At 67.9% G+C, this 13,363-nt stretch carries 16 protein-coding genes; 6 read left to right on the top strand and 10 right to left on the bottom strand.

The window, feature by feature from the left end; all coding sequences use genetic code 11:
- The first annotated feature begins 30 nt into the window (after positions 1-30).
- The gene (locus AruCF_RS24205) at positions 31-1,047 is read left to right on the top strand and encodes an amino acid ABC transporter substrate-binding protein (RefSeq protein ID WP_049076824.1); all 1,017 of its coding nucleotides are present in this window, start codon (positions 31-33) and stop codon (positions 1,045-1,047) included.
- Positions 1,048-1,144: 97 nt separating this feature from the next.
- Here the strand turns inward: AruCF_RS24205 and AruCF_RS24200 are convergent, their stop codons facing one another.
- The 3 genes from AruCF_RS24200 to dprA form a co-directional block, all read right to left on the bottom strand.
- Positions 1,145-1,618 (bottom strand): membrane protein, encoded by a 474-nt coding sequence (locus AruCF_RS24200; protein WP_049076822.1) that lies wholly within the window; start codon positions 1,616-1,618, stop codon positions 1,145-1,147.
- Positions 1,619-1,714: 96 nt separating this feature from the next.
- Positions 1,715-2,623 (bottom strand): hydroxymethylglutaryl-CoA lyase, encoded by a 909-nt coding sequence (locus tag AruCF_RS24195; protein ID WP_049076821.1) that lies wholly within the window; start codon positions 2,621-2,623, stop codon positions 1,715-1,717.
- A gap of 149 nt (positions 2,624-2,772) precedes the next feature.
- Positions 2,773-3,888 carry a DNA-processing protein DprA gene (dprA, locus tag AruCF_RS24190; protein ID WP_049076818.1) on the bottom strand — a complete coding sequence of 372 codons (1,116 nt, stop codon included), beginning with the start codon at positions 3,886-3,888 and terminating at the stop codon, positions 2,773-2,775.
- A gap of 257 nt (positions 3,889-4,145) precedes the next feature.
- On the opposite strand from dprA, the gene def reads away from it, so the two are divergent.
- Positions 4,146-4,658 (top strand): peptide deformylase, encoded by a 513-nt coding sequence (def, locus tag AruCF_RS24185; protein WP_006389914.1) that lies wholly within the window; start codon positions 4,146-4,148, stop codon positions 4,656-4,658.
- Positions 4,659-4,687: 29 nt separating this feature from the next.
- Positions 4,688-5,629 (top strand): methionyl-tRNA formyltransferase, encoded by a 942-nt coding sequence (fmt, locus tag AruCF_RS24180; RefSeq protein ID WP_049076816.1) that lies wholly within the window; start codon positions 4,688-4,690, stop codon positions 5,627-5,629.
- 58 nt (positions 5,630-5,687) lie between these two features.
- Here the strand turns inward: fmt and AruCF_RS24175 are convergent, their stop codons facing one another.
- Genes AruCF_RS24175 through AruCF_RS24160 form a run of 4 tightly spaced genes read right to left on the bottom strand, consistent with a single transcriptional unit; the run spans position 5,688 to position 8,058 of the window.
- Positions 5,688-6,203: a class IV adenylate cyclase gene (locus tag AruCF_RS24175; RefSeq protein WP_049076814.1), complete on the bottom strand. Its 516-nt coding sequence runs from the start codon at positions 6,201-6,203 to the stop codon at positions 5,688-5,690.
- Between the two features lie 22 nt (positions 6,204-6,225).
- Positions 6,226-6,852 carry an HAD hydrolase-like protein gene (locus tag AruCF_RS24170; protein ID WP_049076813.1) on the bottom strand — a complete coding sequence of 209 codons (627 nt, stop codon included), beginning with the start codon at positions 6,850-6,852 and terminating at the stop codon, positions 6,226-6,228.
- Between the two features lie 20 nt (positions 6,853-6,872).
- Positions 6,873-7,433, bottom strand: coding sequence for a hypothetical protein (locus tag AruCF_RS24165; protein WP_049076810.1), 561 nt, complete (start codon positions 7,431-7,433; stop codon positions 6,873-6,875).
- Positions 7,434-7,455: 22 nt separating this feature from the next.
- On the bottom strand, positions 7,456-8,058 hold the full coding sequence (locus AruCF_RS24160; RefSeq protein ID WP_049076806.1) for an LOG family protein: 603 nt from the start codon (positions 8,056-8,058) through the stop codon (positions 7,456-7,458).
- Between the two features lie 228 nt (positions 8,059-8,286).
- Between AruCF_RS24160 and AruCF_RS24155 the strand changes: the two genes are divergently transcribed.
- On the top strand, positions 8,287-8,847 hold the full coding sequence (locus AruCF_RS24155; protein ID WP_049076804.1) for a ferritin-like domain-containing protein: 561 nt from the start codon (positions 8,287-8,289) through the stop codon (positions 8,845-8,847).
- Positions 8,848-8,944: 97 nt separating this feature from the next.
- On the opposite strand, the gene AruCF_RS24150 is transcribed toward AruCF_RS24155, so the two are convergent.
- The gene (locus AruCF_RS24150) at positions 8,945-9,331 is read right to left on the bottom strand and encodes a winged helix-turn-helix transcriptional regulator (RefSeq protein WP_049076803.1); all 387 of its coding nucleotides are present in this window, start codon (positions 9,329-9,331) and stop codon (positions 8,945-8,947) included.
- A 95-nt stretch (positions 9,332-9,426) separates the two neighbouring features.
- Here AruCF_RS24150 and AruCF_RS24145 point away from each other — a divergent pair, with 95 nt between their 5' ends.
- A complete protein-coding gene (locus tag AruCF_RS24145; RefSeq protein WP_049076802.1) occupies positions 9,427-9,744 on the top strand; it encodes a DMT family transporter in 318 nt (105 codons plus the stop codon).
- Positions 9,745-9,782: 38 nt separating this feature from the next.
- On the opposite strand, the gene rimO is transcribed toward AruCF_RS24145, so the two are convergent.
- Both rimO and AruCF_RS24135 read right to left on the bottom strand, forming a co-directional pair.
- On the bottom strand, positions 9,783-11,099 hold the full coding sequence (gene rimO / locus AruCF_RS24140; RefSeq protein ID WP_049076800.1) for a 30S ribosomal protein S12 methylthiotransferase RimO: 1,317 nt from the start codon (positions 11,097-11,099) through the stop codon (positions 9,783-9,785).
- Between the two features lie 149 nt (positions 11,100-11,248).
- Positions 11,249-11,881, bottom strand: a complete 633-nt coding sequence (locus AruCF_RS24135) for a LysE family translocator (protein WP_049076798.1) — start codon at positions 11,879-11,881, stop codon at positions 11,249-11,251.
- Between the two features lie 130 nt (positions 11,882-12,011).
- On the opposite strand from AruCF_RS24135, the gene rsmB reads away from it, so the two are divergent.
- Positions 12,012-13,349 carry a 16S rRNA (cytosine(967)-C(5))-methyltransferase RsmB gene (gene rsmB, locus AruCF_RS24130; RefSeq protein WP_049076795.1) on the top strand — a complete coding sequence of 446 codons (1,338 nt, stop codon included), beginning with the start codon at positions 12,012-12,014 and terminating at the stop codon, positions 13,347-13,349.
- Positions 13,350-13,363: the final 14 nt, after the last annotated feature.

Here is a 13,363-nt window from a genome sequence, read left to right as displayed (position 1 = left end):
GCGCGTCCTGGAACCACAGGAAAACAAGTCATGAACATTGCAAAAGGGTTGGCAGGCGCGGCGTTGTTGTTCGCCGTGGCACAAGGGGCGCAGGCGGCCACGCTGGACGTCGTGCGCCAGCGCGGGGCGGTCGCCTGCGGCACCACCACGGGCTTCGCCGGCTTTTCCGCGCCCGACGCGCAGGGCAAGTGGCAGGGCCTGGACGTGGACCTGTGCCGCGCGATCGCCGCGGCCGTGTTCGGCGATGCCAACAAGATCAAGGTGGTGCCGCTGAATTCGCAGCAGCGCTTTACCGCGCTGCAGTCCGGTGAAGTCGACGTGCTGACCCGCAATACCACCGTGACGCAGCAGCGCGATACGGCGCTGGGCATCATCCACGCCGGCATCAACTTCTACGATGGCCAGGGCTTCCTGGTGCCCAAGTCGCTTGGCGTCAAGAGCGCCAAGGAAATCAACGGCGCCACGATCTGCCTGCAGACCGGCACCTCCAACGAGAACACGCTGGCCGACTGGGCGCGCGCCAACAACGTCACCTACAAGCCGGTGGTGATCGAGACCTTCAACGAAGTGGTCAACGCCTTTGCCGCGGGCCGCTGCGACGTGTTCTCCACCGACGCCTCGGGCCTGGCCTCGATCCGCATCTCCAAGCTGCAGAACCCCGATGACTACGTGGTGCTGCCCGAGATCATCTCGAAGGAGCCGCTGGGCCCGTTCGTGCGCCAGGGCGATGATGCCTGGCTGAACATCGTGCGGTGGTCGCTGTCGGCCATGATCGAGGCCGAGGAATACGGCGTGACTTCCAAGAACGTCGACGAGCAGGTCAAGAGCAACAACCCCAACATCAAGCGCATCGTGGGCGTGACGCCCGGCGGCGGCGCCAACCTGGGGCTGGACGAGAAGTGGGCCTACAACATCGTCAAGCAGGTCGGCAACTACGGCGAGAGCTTCGAGCGCAACGTCGGCCAGGGCAGTCCGCTGAAGATCAAGCGCGGCCTGAATGCGCAATGGACGCAGGGCGGCCTGATGTACGCGCTGCCGATTCGCTGAGCGTGGCTAGGACCGGCCCGCGCGCCGGTTTCGGTCAAAGAAAAACCGATGCCGCGGCATCGGTTTTTCTTTGAGGGGCGGTGGCGCCTGCGGCGCGTCAGCGGCGCCGGTACACCTGCGCGATCCGGGTGAACGCCGCGCGCAGTTCGCGCGTGCCGCCCTGGAAAATCACCGGTCGGCCGCGGTGCGTGAACACCACCAGCCGCTTGGAAAAGATCATCGGCACGAAGCGGACTTCGCGCACGTCTTCCCAGGCGACCTCGCGGCGCGCGAACCAGGTCTGGCGCAGGCCGCGTTCGTCGATGGTGGTGATGGATGTCTGCATGTGCCAGGACACGAACAGCAGGCCGATGAAGCACAGGCCCACCACGATGGCCATCATGCCGTCCAGCGCCTGTCCCGGGGCGCGGATGGCGGTGGTGACCACCTGCACGCCCAGCACGGCCAGGATGACCCAGGTGAGAATGCGCACCCAATCGGGCCAGGCCTGCCCGGACAGGGGCAGCGGGCCGATGGCGCGCAGCAGGGCGGCGTGTTCCTCGGGCGAGGGCGGTTGGGCGGGGGAAGTCATGCGGCTGCGTAATTCCGATAGCGTTGCGAGAAGACGTGCGCCGGGTGGCCCCGACGCTCACGCGAAACGCGCGCAGCCATTCTACGGGTTTTCGCTTCAGGCGGCCCGCTTGGCGGCAATCGCATTGCCGGCACGGCTGGAACCCTTGCGGTTCAGGTTGGCCGACATCCATTGGCCGATATCGACGACCGCGTCGAAATCCACGCCGGTATCGATGTCCAGGCCGCGCAGCATGTACAGCACGTCTTCCGTGGCGACGTTGCCGGTCGCGCCCTTGGCGTAGGGGCAGCCGCCCAGGCCGGCCACCGAGGCGTGGAAGATCGAGATGCCGGTTTCCAGCGACGCCAGGATGTTGGCCAGCGCCTGGCCGTAGGTGTCGTGGAAATGGCCCGAGACGCGCGCCGGGTCCACCACGCGGGTGACCGCGGCCATCACGTCGCGCACGCGCCGCGGCGTGCCCACGCCGATGGTGTCGGCCACGTCGATCTCGTCGACCTGCATGGCCAGGTAGCGCTGGGCCACGTCCACCACGGATTCGATCGGCACTTCGCCCTGGTAGGGACAGCCCAGCGCGCAGCTGATGCTGCCGCGCACGCGGATGCCGGCCTCGCGGGCGGCCTGCACCACGGGTTCGAAGCGCGCGATGGATTCGGCGATCGAGCAATTGATGTTTTTCTGCGAGAAGGCCTCGCTGGCCGCGCCGAAGATGACGATCTCGTCCGCGCGGGCCGCCAGCGCCCCCTCGAAGCCCTTCATGTTGGGCGTGAGCACCGAGTAGATCGTGCCCGGCCGGCGCTGGATACGCGCCATGACGTCGGCGCCATCGGCCATCTGCGGCACCCATTTGGGCGACACGAACGAGGCCGCCTCGACGTTGGGAAAGCCGGCGGCCGCGAGGCGGTCGATCAGTTCCACCTTGATGTCGGTGGGCACGAATTCCTTTTCATTCTGCAGGCCGTCGCGGGGCGAAACCTCGACGATCTTGACGCGTGTGGGCAATGCCATGTCTCTTCCTGTATCGGTATCGGGGGCGGCCGCGGTGGCGGCCCGGTGCCAGGGACAATATTAGCGCCATCGCATCCGGCCCCGGGCGCGGCCCGCCTAGCGGGCGTCCGTGCGCCGGTCATGGCGCCATCTGGCCTCGGGCGGCGCCGTTATTTCAGGCGCTGGAAACGGCCATCGTCCAGGCGCGCGACGCGCGCGGCCAGTTCGAGTTCGAGCAATTGCGCTTGCAGCGTGGCGGTGTCCAGGCCGCAGCGCGCCTGCAGCGCGTCCAGATGCAGAGGGTCGAACCCCAGGGCTTCGAGTACCGGATGGTCCGGCGCCGCCTCTTCGGCCGGGGCGGCCGATTGACGGGCCCCCGGCTGCGGCGCGCCGCCGAGTTCGTCGGTGATGTCGGCGGCGGTTTCCACCAGCTTGGCGCCCTGGCGGATCAGCGCATGGCAGCCACGCGACAGTGGCGAATGGATCGAGCCGGGAATGGCGAATACCTCGCGCCCGCTTTCACCGGCCAGCCGCGCGGTGATCAACGATCCGCTCTGCCTGGCCGCCTCGACCACCAGCACGCCGCGCGCCAGCCCGGCCACGATGCGGTTGCGCTTGGGAAAGTGGTGCGGCAGGGCGCCGGTGCCCTGCGGCAGTTCCGACACCAGCGCGCCGCGCGCGGCGATGCGGTGAGCCAGGTCGCGGTGCCGGGCCGGATAGATGCGGTCGATGCCGGTGCCCATCACGGCGACGGTGCCGGCGCCGTCGGGGCCGGCGTCCAGGGCGCCTTCGTGGGCCGCGGCGTCGATGCCCAGCGCCAGTCCGCTGACCACGCGCCAGCCGTTGGCGGCCAGGTGGCGAGCGAAGGCGCGGGCGTTTTCCTGGCCGCCGGGCGTGGCATTGCGCGCGCCCACCACCGCCAGAGCGGGGCCTTGCAGATAGGCCGGATCGCCGTTCACATAGAGCAGGATGGGCGGGTCGGCAATGGTGAGCAGGCTTTGCGGGTACTCCGGGTCGGACAGCGTCAGGATGTGGTGGCCGGGCGCCTCAACCCATTGCAGGGCGCTGTCGACCTGGGCCGCCATGTCGGCCGGCATGGGCGCGGCCAGCTGGCGTGCCAGCGGCTCCGGCAGTTGGCGCGCCAGGGCGGTGGCGCGCTGGGCGTAGATCTGTTCGGGCAGCCCCAGGGCGCCCAGGAGCGTGCAGGCGGTGGCGGAACCGATGCCCGGTTCCAGGGACAGGCGCAGCCAGGCGGACAATTCAGCGGCGGTGTGGGTGAGCGGCATGGGCAAGGGGCGCCGGGCGGGCCGGCGCGGCAAAAGCATGGGGCGGGGCGCGCGTGGGCGTGCCGGACGTCCGAGAGTGTCGCACGGCGACCGGGCGCGGCCGCGCGGAGCGGATCGAATCGTCCCGGCCGGCAGCGGCCAAAATCGGGGCCGGGCCGGCCGCCGATTATCCCTGGCTTAGCCGAAAACTATTAGAAATCAAGAATCTAATGAATTAAACTGTTGGTCAGACACCAATTACCGACGATCCCTTTTCAATGGCTTTACTTCCTATTCTTCGCTACCCGGATCCGCGCTTGCACAAAAAGGCCAAGCCGGTCGCCGAGGTCGATGACCGCATCCGCCAACTGGTGCGCGACATGGCCGAAACCATGTACGACGCGCCGGGCGTGGGCCTGGCCGCGACGCAGGTCGACGTGCACGAGCGCGTGGTCGTCATCGACGTGTCCGAAGAAAGCAATCAACTGCTGGTGCTGATCAATCCCGAGATCACCTGGCGCAGCGACGATTACAAGATCTACGAGGAAGGCTGCCTGTCGGTTCCCGGCATCTACGACGAAGTCGAGCGCGCCTCGCGCATCCGCTGCAAGGCGCTGGACATCGATGGCAAGCCCTTCGAGTTCGACGCCGACGGCCTGCTGGCCGTGTGCGTGCAGCACGAGCTCGACCATCTGGAAGGCAAGGTGTTCGTCGAATACCTGTCCAACCTGAAGCAGAATCGCATCAAGACCAAGCTGAAAAAGGCCGAGCGCGAAGCGCTGCGCGCCTGAGCCCGTTTCCTTTCTCCCGGTCCGACCCCATGCGCCTAGTCTTTGCCGGCACGCCGGAATTCGCCCGTATTGCCTTCGACGCCCTGCGCGCGGCGGGGCACGACATTCCCCTGGTCATGACCCAGCCCGACCGTCCGGCCGGACGCGGGCTCAAGTTGACGCCCAGCCCGGTCAAGCAGGCGGCGCTGGACGCCGGTATCCAGGTGGCCCAGCCGCGCAGCCTGCGGCTGGACGGCCGGTATCCCGATGAAGCCGCCGAAGCGCGGGCCCTGCTCGAACGTGTGGCGCCCGATGTCATGGTGGTGGCCGCCTATGGCCTGATCCTGCCGCAGTGGGTGCTCGACCTGCCGCGGCTGGGTTGCCTGAACATCCATGCGAGCCTGCTGCCGCGCTGGCGCGGCGCCGCGCCGATCCAGCGCGCCATCGAGGCGGGCGATGCGCGTACCGGGGTCACCATCATGCAGATGGATGCGGGTCTGGACACCGGCGACATGCTGCTGGAACGCATCGTGCCGATCGGCGCCGATACCAATGCCGCGCAATTGCACGATGCGCTGGCGCAGGCCGGCGGCGAGGCTATCGTGGCGGCCCTGGCCGCGTTGGCCCAGGGCGGCCTGGCGCCAACCCCCCAACCGCAGGACGGCGTGACCTACGCCGCCAAGCTGGACAAGGCCGAGGCCGCGCTCGACTGCAGCCAACCGGCCGAACTGCTGGCGCGCCGCGTGCGCGCCTTCAATCCGGTGCCGGGCGCCAGCATCCGTCTGCCCGGGCTGGCCGATCCCGTGAAGGTGTGGCGCGCGCAGGCCTTGCCGCAGCCAGCCGCGGCGGCGCCGGGCAGCGTGCTGCGCGCGGATGCCGAAGGCATCGACATCGCTACCGGCGACGGCGCGCTGCGCTTGCTGGAGTTGCAGAAAGCCGGTGGCAAGCGCCAGCCGGTGGACGTGTTCGTGCGGGGCTGGCAGCCGGCCTGAGGTCGGCTGCCGCCGCGTCGCGGCAACCGGCCCCGCCGTGATGGCGGTCGGCCCGTTCTCAGGGGCGTTGGGCCAGCAGGTCCAGGTAGGCGCCCGAAAGCAGCTGATCCGGCGCGACTTGCAGGCTGGCCAGCAGTTCGTGGGCTTCGGCCATGCCGGCGTCGACGCTTTCGCCGTCGCGCAGCACCACTTCCAGTTCCAGGAATTCCCCCAGCCCCTCGACCTTGTCCAGATGGATGCGGGTGCGCCCCGCCATGAACAGCAGGCGCTGCTTGCGCACGCGGCCAATCACGCCGTGGGCCAGCGCCAGCGCTTCGCGCAAGGTGTCGGGCGATGCGGTCGGCGAGATGACGTAGAAGCTCTCCTTGGGCCCGGTAGCGTCGGCGCGGCGGTAGAAGATCAGTTCACCCGAGCCGTCGCCGAAGTCGCGCAGCTTGAGGCGGCCGCTGGCGCAGGCGAAGAAGGTGTCGTCCTGCGCGATGCTCACGGGCGCGGCGCCCGACAACGCCGTCGCCAGGGGTTCCAGGGCGGCCAGACTGGCGACGCGCGCCTTGATCTCGACATTGCGTGCCATCTCGCTTCCTTGGTGGGGCCGCTCAGGCGAGCGCGGCGGGCAGGTCGGCGACCTGCAGGATCAGTTCGTCGGGGCCGCGCTCGCGCAGCGCATCCACGTGGTTGTAGCCCCAGGCCACCGAGCCCACGCGCACGCCGGCCTTGCGGGCCGCGTCGATGTCGCGCATTTCATCGCCCACCAGCACGAAGCGCTCGGGCGGGGTGCCGTGGCGCTGTAGCAGCCGGTCGATCTTGGCGGCCTTGCCGAACAGGTCGGTGCCGCATTCGTAGTCATCGAACAGGGCCGTGGTGTCGGGCCCCAACACGCGTTGCACGTTTTCAAGGGAGTTCGAGCTGACCACCGCCAGCCGCATGCCGGCGGCCTTCAAGCGGGCCAGCGCGTCGGGAATGCCGTCGAACAGGTGCACGCTGGGATCGATTTCCTGCATCAGCGTGCGCACGTGCGCCATGATCGCGGGCAGCTTCCACAGCGGAATGCCGAGGAATTTGAGGATCTCGCCGGCGTCGCGATGGCGCAGTTGATCGCGCTCGGCGGCATCGATCTTGCGAAAGCCGTACTTGTCGGCCACCGTGTTCAGGATGGAGTTGAACCAGGGCATGGTGTCCGCCAGGGTTCCGTCGAAGTCGAAGGCTGCTATGTCGTATTTCAAGTAAACAATCCGATGCCGGGCTACAAGGGGTGAAGCAGATACTGCACCACCGGCGCCAGGTCTTCAAGCGGCGGGGCGCCGGCGACCACGCGCCGCGCGTTGGTCCAGGGGTAATCCAGCGCCAGCAACCAGCCGAAGACGGCGTCGGTGTCCGAGGGCGGCAGCGTCACCATGGTCTCGATGGTGATGGTCAGCTGGGTGGCGCGATACGGTTCCGGCTGGAAGGTCCAAGCGTAGCGGCCGCAGCCCACACGCACGTTGCCCGTGGCCTTTTCGGTCATGCCGACGATCCAGTCACAGGAATAATCAGACAGATGCGCATCTGCCTCGGGCCGCGACAGGTAGAAGGTGTAGACGTTTTCGTAGGTCTGGCCGAACTTGCGCACCAGCGTGTCGGTGATCGCGGCCAGACCGTGTGACTCGGGTGGAAACGCGATGGCCTGCGTGCGCAGCGCCATCTTCAGGACGGCCTGCGGCGCGAAGGCGCGCGCCATGTAATGCGGGCGGTTTTCGTCCTTGGCGTGAAAGTAATCGCGCAATACGGACTCGGTGCTGGCGGGAAACGACGAACCGGTGGACATTGCGGGCTTTCCTTGGGGGCGGTTAGGGGGCGCGATGCTCGGGCTTGACCGGCTCGAACCACTTGGAGACGTTGGGCGGCTCATAGATGGCGTAGCGGTCCAGCAGCGTGGCGGGATCGCTTTCCACCACCAGCATGTCGCGGTGCTGGGGGCGCATGAAGGCTTCCTCGACGGCGTGGTCGACGAACTGCATCAGCGCATCGTAGTAGCCGGCGATATTGAGCAGGCCGCAGGGTTTGCTGTGCATGCTGAGCTGGGCCCAGGTCCAGACCTCGAAGAATTCCTCGAGCGTGCCGGCGCCGCCTGGCAGCGCGATGAAGCCGTCGGCCTTTTCCATCATCATGGCCTTGCGCTCGTGCATGTTCTGCACCAGGTGCAGTTCGGTCAGGCCGCGATGGGCCTGTTCCTTTTTCTGCAGCAGTTCCGGGATCACGCCGATCACGCGGCCGCCGCCGGCCAGCACCTCGTTGGCGATGACGCCCATGATGCCGACGACCGAGCCGCCATAGACCAGGCCGAGGTCGCGCTTGACCAGTTCACGGGCCAGCACGCGGGCCTGTTCCAGGTATTCGGGGCGCGCGCCGGGATTGGAGCCGCAATAAACGCAGATGTTCTTCAGGGTCATATGAAGCTACTTATTGTCGGGCCCGTTACAGATTGCGTCACGGGCCGTCCGGGAAGCCGATAGTTTACGAGAAGCGCCGGGCGGGTTTCTGGCGTGTCGCGGGAAGGCCAGATCCGGCGCCATGGGCAATGTTTGGACACAGCATCTTTTTGCGTGGCCGGTAGACTGGGTTGTTCGGAACGACTGGAAGTCCAGCGTCGTATTGCCAACCCAAAAGGAGCTAACGATATGGAAAACACGACCCGTAACCGCGAACAGGCAAGCCGCCCCTTCGACATGGATGTGAAGGCGATCCGCGCCAAGGCGCGCCAGGACATCGAGTCCGGCGCCGTCACCGATACTTATCGCGCCGACCGCAAGACCGTGCTCAAGCTGCTGAACGAGGCGTTGGCCACCGAGATCGTCTGTGTGCTGCGCTACAAGCGCCACTTCTTCATGGCCCGCGGCCTGAATGCCGAGCCGGTGGCCGCGGAATTCGCCGAGCACGCGGCCCAGGAGCAGGATCACGCCGACAAGCTGGCCGAACGCATCGTGCAACTGGGCGGCGAGCCGAACCTGTCGCCCAAGGGGCTGCTCGAGCGCAGCCACTCCGAGTACATCGAGGGCGCCACGCTCGAGGAGATGATCAAGGAAAACCTGATCGCCGAGCGCATCGCCATCGACAGCTACCGGCAGATGATCGAGTACATCGGCGAACAGGACTCCACCACGCGCCGCCTGCTGGAAGAGATCCTGGCGGTCGAGGAAGAGCACGCCGACGACATGTCGGATTTCCTGGCCAAGCACTGAAGCGTTGCCGGCCCGCGCCGCCCGTTGCGGGGCACGGGCGCGGGTGGCGCCAGCCTGTCGCCGGGCCGGCTTGCCGTGGCATGCCGGCCGGCGGCGGTCACGCGCGGCGCGCGGCAGCCGCATCGTGGCGGCGCGCCGCCGCGTCCAGTTGCGCATGGTGCGTCTCGGCCCAGCGATCCAGCGCAACCAGCGCCACATTCAACGATTCCCCCAGTTCTGTCAGGTGATAGCGCACGTGCGGCGGCACCGTGCGCATGTCTTCGCGCCGCACCAGCCCGTGGCGCTCCAGCTCGCGCAGGGTCTGCGTCATCATCTTCTGCGAGATGCCGTCCAGCCTGCGCAGCAGCTCATTGTTGCGCAGCGGACCGCGCGCCAGCGCGGGCAGCACCAGCGGCACCCACTTGCCCGAGATCAGCTCGAGCGCGCGGCGCGACGGGCAGGCGGCGTCGAATACGTCGGCGGCAGCGGAGGAAGCGACAGCCATGGTGAGTCCTTCATGGTTACCAAAAGGTGCGTACTTGTGTCTGGGTAACTATAGGCCCTAAGCTGGCCGCGTTCCCATAATCAAAGGAGGCCGCGATGGCCTGGTGGATCCTGTTGGCCGCGAGCGGCGTGGAAATCGTGATGGCGCTGGCGTTGAAGTACGCGGACGGCTGGACGCGGTTCTGGCCCAGCGCCATCGGCATCGCCGCGGCCCTGGGCAGCATCTTCCTGCTGACGCTGGCGATGCGGCACTTGCCCGCTGGCACTGCCTACGCGGTGTGGACCGGCATCGGGTCCGTGGGCATCACGGTGCTGGGGATCGTGCTGTTCGGGGATTCGCCGTCCGCCGCACGCCTGGCGTGCATCGCGCTGATCGTGGGCGGCGTGGCGGGGCTGAAGCTGCTGGAAGCCTGAAGGCAGCCGGCGGCGGTCGCCGCCGGCAGGCAGGATGCTTAGATCGTGTCGGCCCAGAGGTCGTATTCGTCGGAGTCGGTGACGCGCACGCGCACCATGTCGCCGGCCTTGAGGACGCGGTCCGAACTGACGTAGACGCAACCGTCGATTTCCGGCGCATCGCCGGCGCTGCGGCCCACGGCGCCGTCTTCATCCACCTCGTCGATCAGCACGTCGATCTCGCGGCCGACCTTGCGCGCCAGGCGCGCGGTGGAAATCGATTGCTGCAGTTCCATGAAGCGTTCCCAGCGTTCCTGCTTGACTTCGTCCGGCACCGGATTGTCGAGCAGGTTGGCGGGCGCGCCTTCCACCGGCGAATACTGAAAACAGCCGACGCGGTCGAGCTGGGCTTCCTGCATCCAGTCCAGCAGGTACTGGAAGTCTTCCTCGGTTTCGCCGGGGAAGCCGACGATGAAGGTCGAGCGGATGGTCAGGTCGGGGCAGATCTCGCGCCACTGCTTGATGCGCGCCAGCGTCTTGTCCTCGAATGCCGGACGCTTCATGGCCTTGAGGATGCGCGGGCTGGCGTGCTGGAACGGGATGTCCAGGTAGGGCAGGATCTTGCCCTCGGCCATCAGCGGAATCACTTCGTCCACGTGCGGATACGGATACACGTAGTGCAGGCGCGTCCAGACGCCCATTTCGGACAAGGCCGTACAGAGTTCGGTCATGCGGGTGCGCACCGGGCGGCCGTTCCAGAAGCCGCTGCGGTACTTGACGTCGACGCCGTAGGCGCTGGTGTCCTGCGAGATCACCAGCAGTTCCTTGACGCCGGCCTTGACCAGGCGCTCGGCTTCGCTGAGCACGTCGCCCACCGGGCGGCTGACCAGGTCGCCGCGCATCGACGGGATGATGCAGAAGCTGCAGCGGTGATTGCAGCCTTCCGAGATCTTCAGGTAGGCGTAGTGGCGCGGGGTCAGCTTGACGCCCTGCGGCGGCACCAGGTCGAGGTAGGGATTGTGGTCCTTCTTGGGCGGCGCGGCGTCGTGCACGGCGCGCACCACTTCCTCGTATTGCTGCGGGCCGGTCACGGCCAGCACGCTGGGGTGCACGTTGCGGATCACCGATTCCTCGACGCCCATGCAGCCGGTGACGATGACCTTGCCGTTCTCGGCCAGCGCTTCGCCGATGGCTTCCAGCGACTCGGCCTTGGCGCTGTCGATGAAACCACAGGTGTTGACCACCACGACGTCCGCGTCGTTGTACTCGGGCGTGACTTGGTACCCTTCGGTGCGCAGTTGGGTCAGGATGCGTTCGGAGTCGACCAGGGCTTTGGGACAGCCCAGGCTGACAAAGCCGACTTTGGGGGAAGACATGGAATACCTCGGTGGGCGCGAGCCGGCGCCAATGATCAAATACTGCGCAATTTTAGCGCGGCAGGGCGGGGGGCCGTTATTTTAGCGGGTTGCCGCAATGGCATTTCGCTGATATGCGTCCCCAATATTCGTCAGGATAGCGCCGGTTATCAGCCGCCGCTGCGGCGGTACAGCGCCAGGGTGCCAGCCAGCCCGATCATGAGCGAGCCGCAGACCCGGTTCAGCCAGCGCAGTCCCGAGCCCTGGAAGGCGCGCACCAACTGCGCGCCCAGGGTGGCGTAGGCCAGCATGGTCAGGATGTTCATCAACGCCAGCACGCCGGCCACGGTGGCGTATTGGGGCAGCAGGGGCGCCTGGGTGTTGATGAACTGCGGCAGGAAGGCCGACATGAACAGCAGCGCCTTCGGATTGGTCAGCGCCACCACGAAGCTGCGCAGGCCCAGCTTCAGGCCCACGGGCCTGGCGGCGCCGGGTTCGGCGGCCGGCAGCACCAGCGCGGCATCCGAGCGCAGCATCTTCCAGCCCAGGTAGGCCAGGTAGGCGGCGCCCGCCCACTTGATGACATGGAACGCCACTTCGGAGGCGGCCAGCACCACGCCCAGGCCGGAAGCCACCGCGCCCACCAGGATGAAGTCGGCCAGCACCGCGCCGCCCATGCCCCAGCAGGCGGTGCGCACGCCATGGCGCGAGCCGTTGCTCATGGCGAGCAGCACGGTGGGGCCGGGCGTCACGATGGCGACGGCCGAGGCCAGGATGAACAGCAGCAGCGTGGCGGTGGACATGGCGGGCTCCGTGGCAAGCGGCCAGTGTGACGCGCCCGCCGCGGTTCGTCCAGCGCCCGGCGCGGCCCCTCGGCGGGGCGAGCGGGCCGCGCCGGGCTACCATAGCGGTCTTGTCCTTTGATTTGCTGCCATGTCCACGCGTTCCGACACTCCTCATCTGGCCCCGCCGCTGTCCACCGTCCTGCTTTCCAGCGCGGGGGTCGTGGAGGAGGTCCTGGACGGCCGTTCGCTGACCGAGGCGCTGGCCGACGTCGATGGCGCCCTGCGTCCCGCCGCGCAGGCGGTGTCGTTCCACGCCATGCGCTACCTGGGCTGGGCCGACGCGGTCGGCCGCGAACTGGTGCAGCGCTATCCCAATGTGTTGTTCGAATCGCTGCTGCTGGTGTCGCTGACGCTGCTCAAGGCCGAGGGCGAGTCCGCCTCGGCCCTGCCCGGCATGCCGGTGTACGCGCCGCACACGGTGGTGGACCAGGCGGTCACGGCCGCTTCCAGGAACCGCGGCCTGGCCTCGTTCAAGGGCTTGCTCAACGCCTGCCTGCGCCGCTTCCTGCGCGAACGGGCAGCGCTGGAGGCCGCCGTGGCCGACAGCCCCGAGGCCGAATGGAACCACCCGGGCTGGTGGGTCAAGCAACTGCGCGTGGCCTATCCGCGGCAGTGGCAGGACATCCTGCGGGCGGCCAATGTGCCAGCGCCGCTGACGTTGCGGGTCAACCGACGCCGCGCCAGCCGCGAGCAGGTCCTGGCCGCATTCCATGACGCGGGCCTGGTCGCCGAGCCGGTGGGCCAGGCCGGCCTGGTGCTGGCCTCGCCGCGCCCGGTGACCCAACTGCCCGGTTTTGCCGAGGGCTGGTGGTCGGTGCAGGACGCCGGCGCCCAGTTGGCCGCCGAACTGCTGGCGCCCAAGGATGGCATGCGGGTGCTGGACGCCTGCGCCGCGCCCGGCGGCAAGACCGCCCATTTGCTGGAGCTGGCCGATATCGACCTGTTGGCCCTGGATGCCGATGCCGACCGCCTGGTCCGGGTCGGCCAGAATCTGGACCGCCTGGGCCTGGCCGGCGAGCACGTGCGCTTGCAGGCCGCCGACGCCGCGGACCTGGACTCCTGGTGGGATGGCAAGCCGTTCGACGCGGTGCTGGCGGACGTGCCGTGCACCGCCTCGGGCATCGTGCGTCGCCACCCCGACATCCGCTGGCTGCGGCGCGAGAACGACCTGCGCCGCACCGCGACGCTGCAGGCCCGCATCCTGGACGCCCTCTGGCGTACCGTGGCCCCAGGCGGCCACCTGTTGTATGTCACCTGTTCGGTGTTCCCGATCGAAGGCACGCGCCAGGCGCTGGAATTCCTGCAGCGCCATCCCGAGGCCACGCGCCTCGATGCGCCCGGCCAACTGCTGCCAGTTGCGGTCGATGCAACACCCGCGGCACAGCACGATGGGTTTTTCTACGCCTTGTTTGCCAAGCAGTCCTGAATCGCCAAGAATAG

It is taken from the genome of Achromobacter ruhlandii, assembly GCF_002082135.1.
In the GTDB taxonomy this organism is placed as follows: domain Bacteria; phylum Pseudomonadota; class Gammaproteobacteria; order Burkholderiales; family Burkholderiaceae_B; genus Achromobacter; species Achromobacter ruhlandii.
This window is presented reverse-complemented; position numbering and strand designations above follow the sequence as displayed.

Coding starts and splice junctions, on each gene's coding strand:
- def (WP_006389914.1), top strand. CDS start 4,146: ATGGCTTTACTTCCTATTCTTCGCTACCCGGATCCGCGCTTGCACAAA.
- AruCF_RS24175 (WP_049076814.1), bottom strand. CDS start 6,203: ATGGCACGCAATGTCGAGATCAAGGCGCGCGTCGCCAGTCTGGCCGCC.
- AruCF_RS24135 (WP_049076798.1), bottom strand. CDS start 11,881: ATGTCCACCGCCACGCTGCTGCTGTTCATCCTGGCCTCGGCCGTCGCC.
- AruCF_RS24165 (WP_049076810.1), bottom strand. CDS start 7,433: ATGTCCACCGGTTCGTCGTTTCCCGCCAGCACCGAGTCCGTATTGCGC.
- fmt (WP_049076816.1), top strand. CDS start 4,688: ATGCGCCTAGTCTTTGCCGGCACGCCGGAATTCGCCCGTATTGCCTTC.
- AruCF_RS24150 (WP_049076803.1), bottom strand. CDS start 9,331: ATGGCTGTCGCTTCCTCCGCTGCCGCCGACGTATTCGACGCCGCCTGC.
- AruCF_RS24205 (WP_049076824.1), top strand. CDS start 31: ATGAACATTGCAAAAGGGTTGGCAGGCGCGGCGTTGTTGTTCGCCGTG.
- AruCF_RS24155 (WP_049076804.1), top strand. CDS start 8,287: ATGGAAAACACGACCCGTAACCGCGAACAGGCAAGCCGCCCCTTCGAC.
- AruCF_RS24145 (WP_049076802.1), top strand. CDS start 9,427: ATGGCCTGGTGGATCCTGTTGGCCGCGAGCGGCGTGGAAATCGTGATG.
- dprA (WP_049076818.1), bottom strand. CDS start 3,888: ATGCCGCTCACCCACACCGCCGCTGAATTGTCCGCCTGGCTGCGCCTG.
- rsmB (WP_049076795.1), top strand. CDS start 12,012: ATGTCCACGCGTTCCGACACTCCTCATCTGGCCCCGCCGCTGTCCACC.
- AruCF_RS24200 (WP_049076822.1), bottom strand. CDS start 1,618: ATGACTTCCCCCGCCCAACCGCCCTCGCCCGAGGAACACGCCGCCCTG.
- rimO (WP_049076800.1), bottom strand. CDS start 11,099: ATGTCTTCCCCCAAAGTCGGCTTTGTCAGCCTGGGCTGTCCCAAAGCC.
- AruCF_RS24160 (WP_049076806.1), bottom strand. CDS start 8,058: ATGACCCTGAAGAACATCTGCGTTTATTGCGGCTCCAATCCCGGCGCG.
- AruCF_RS24195 (WP_049076821.1), bottom strand. CDS start 2,623: ATGGCATTGCCCACACGCGTCAAGATCGTCGAGGTTTCGCCCCGCGAC.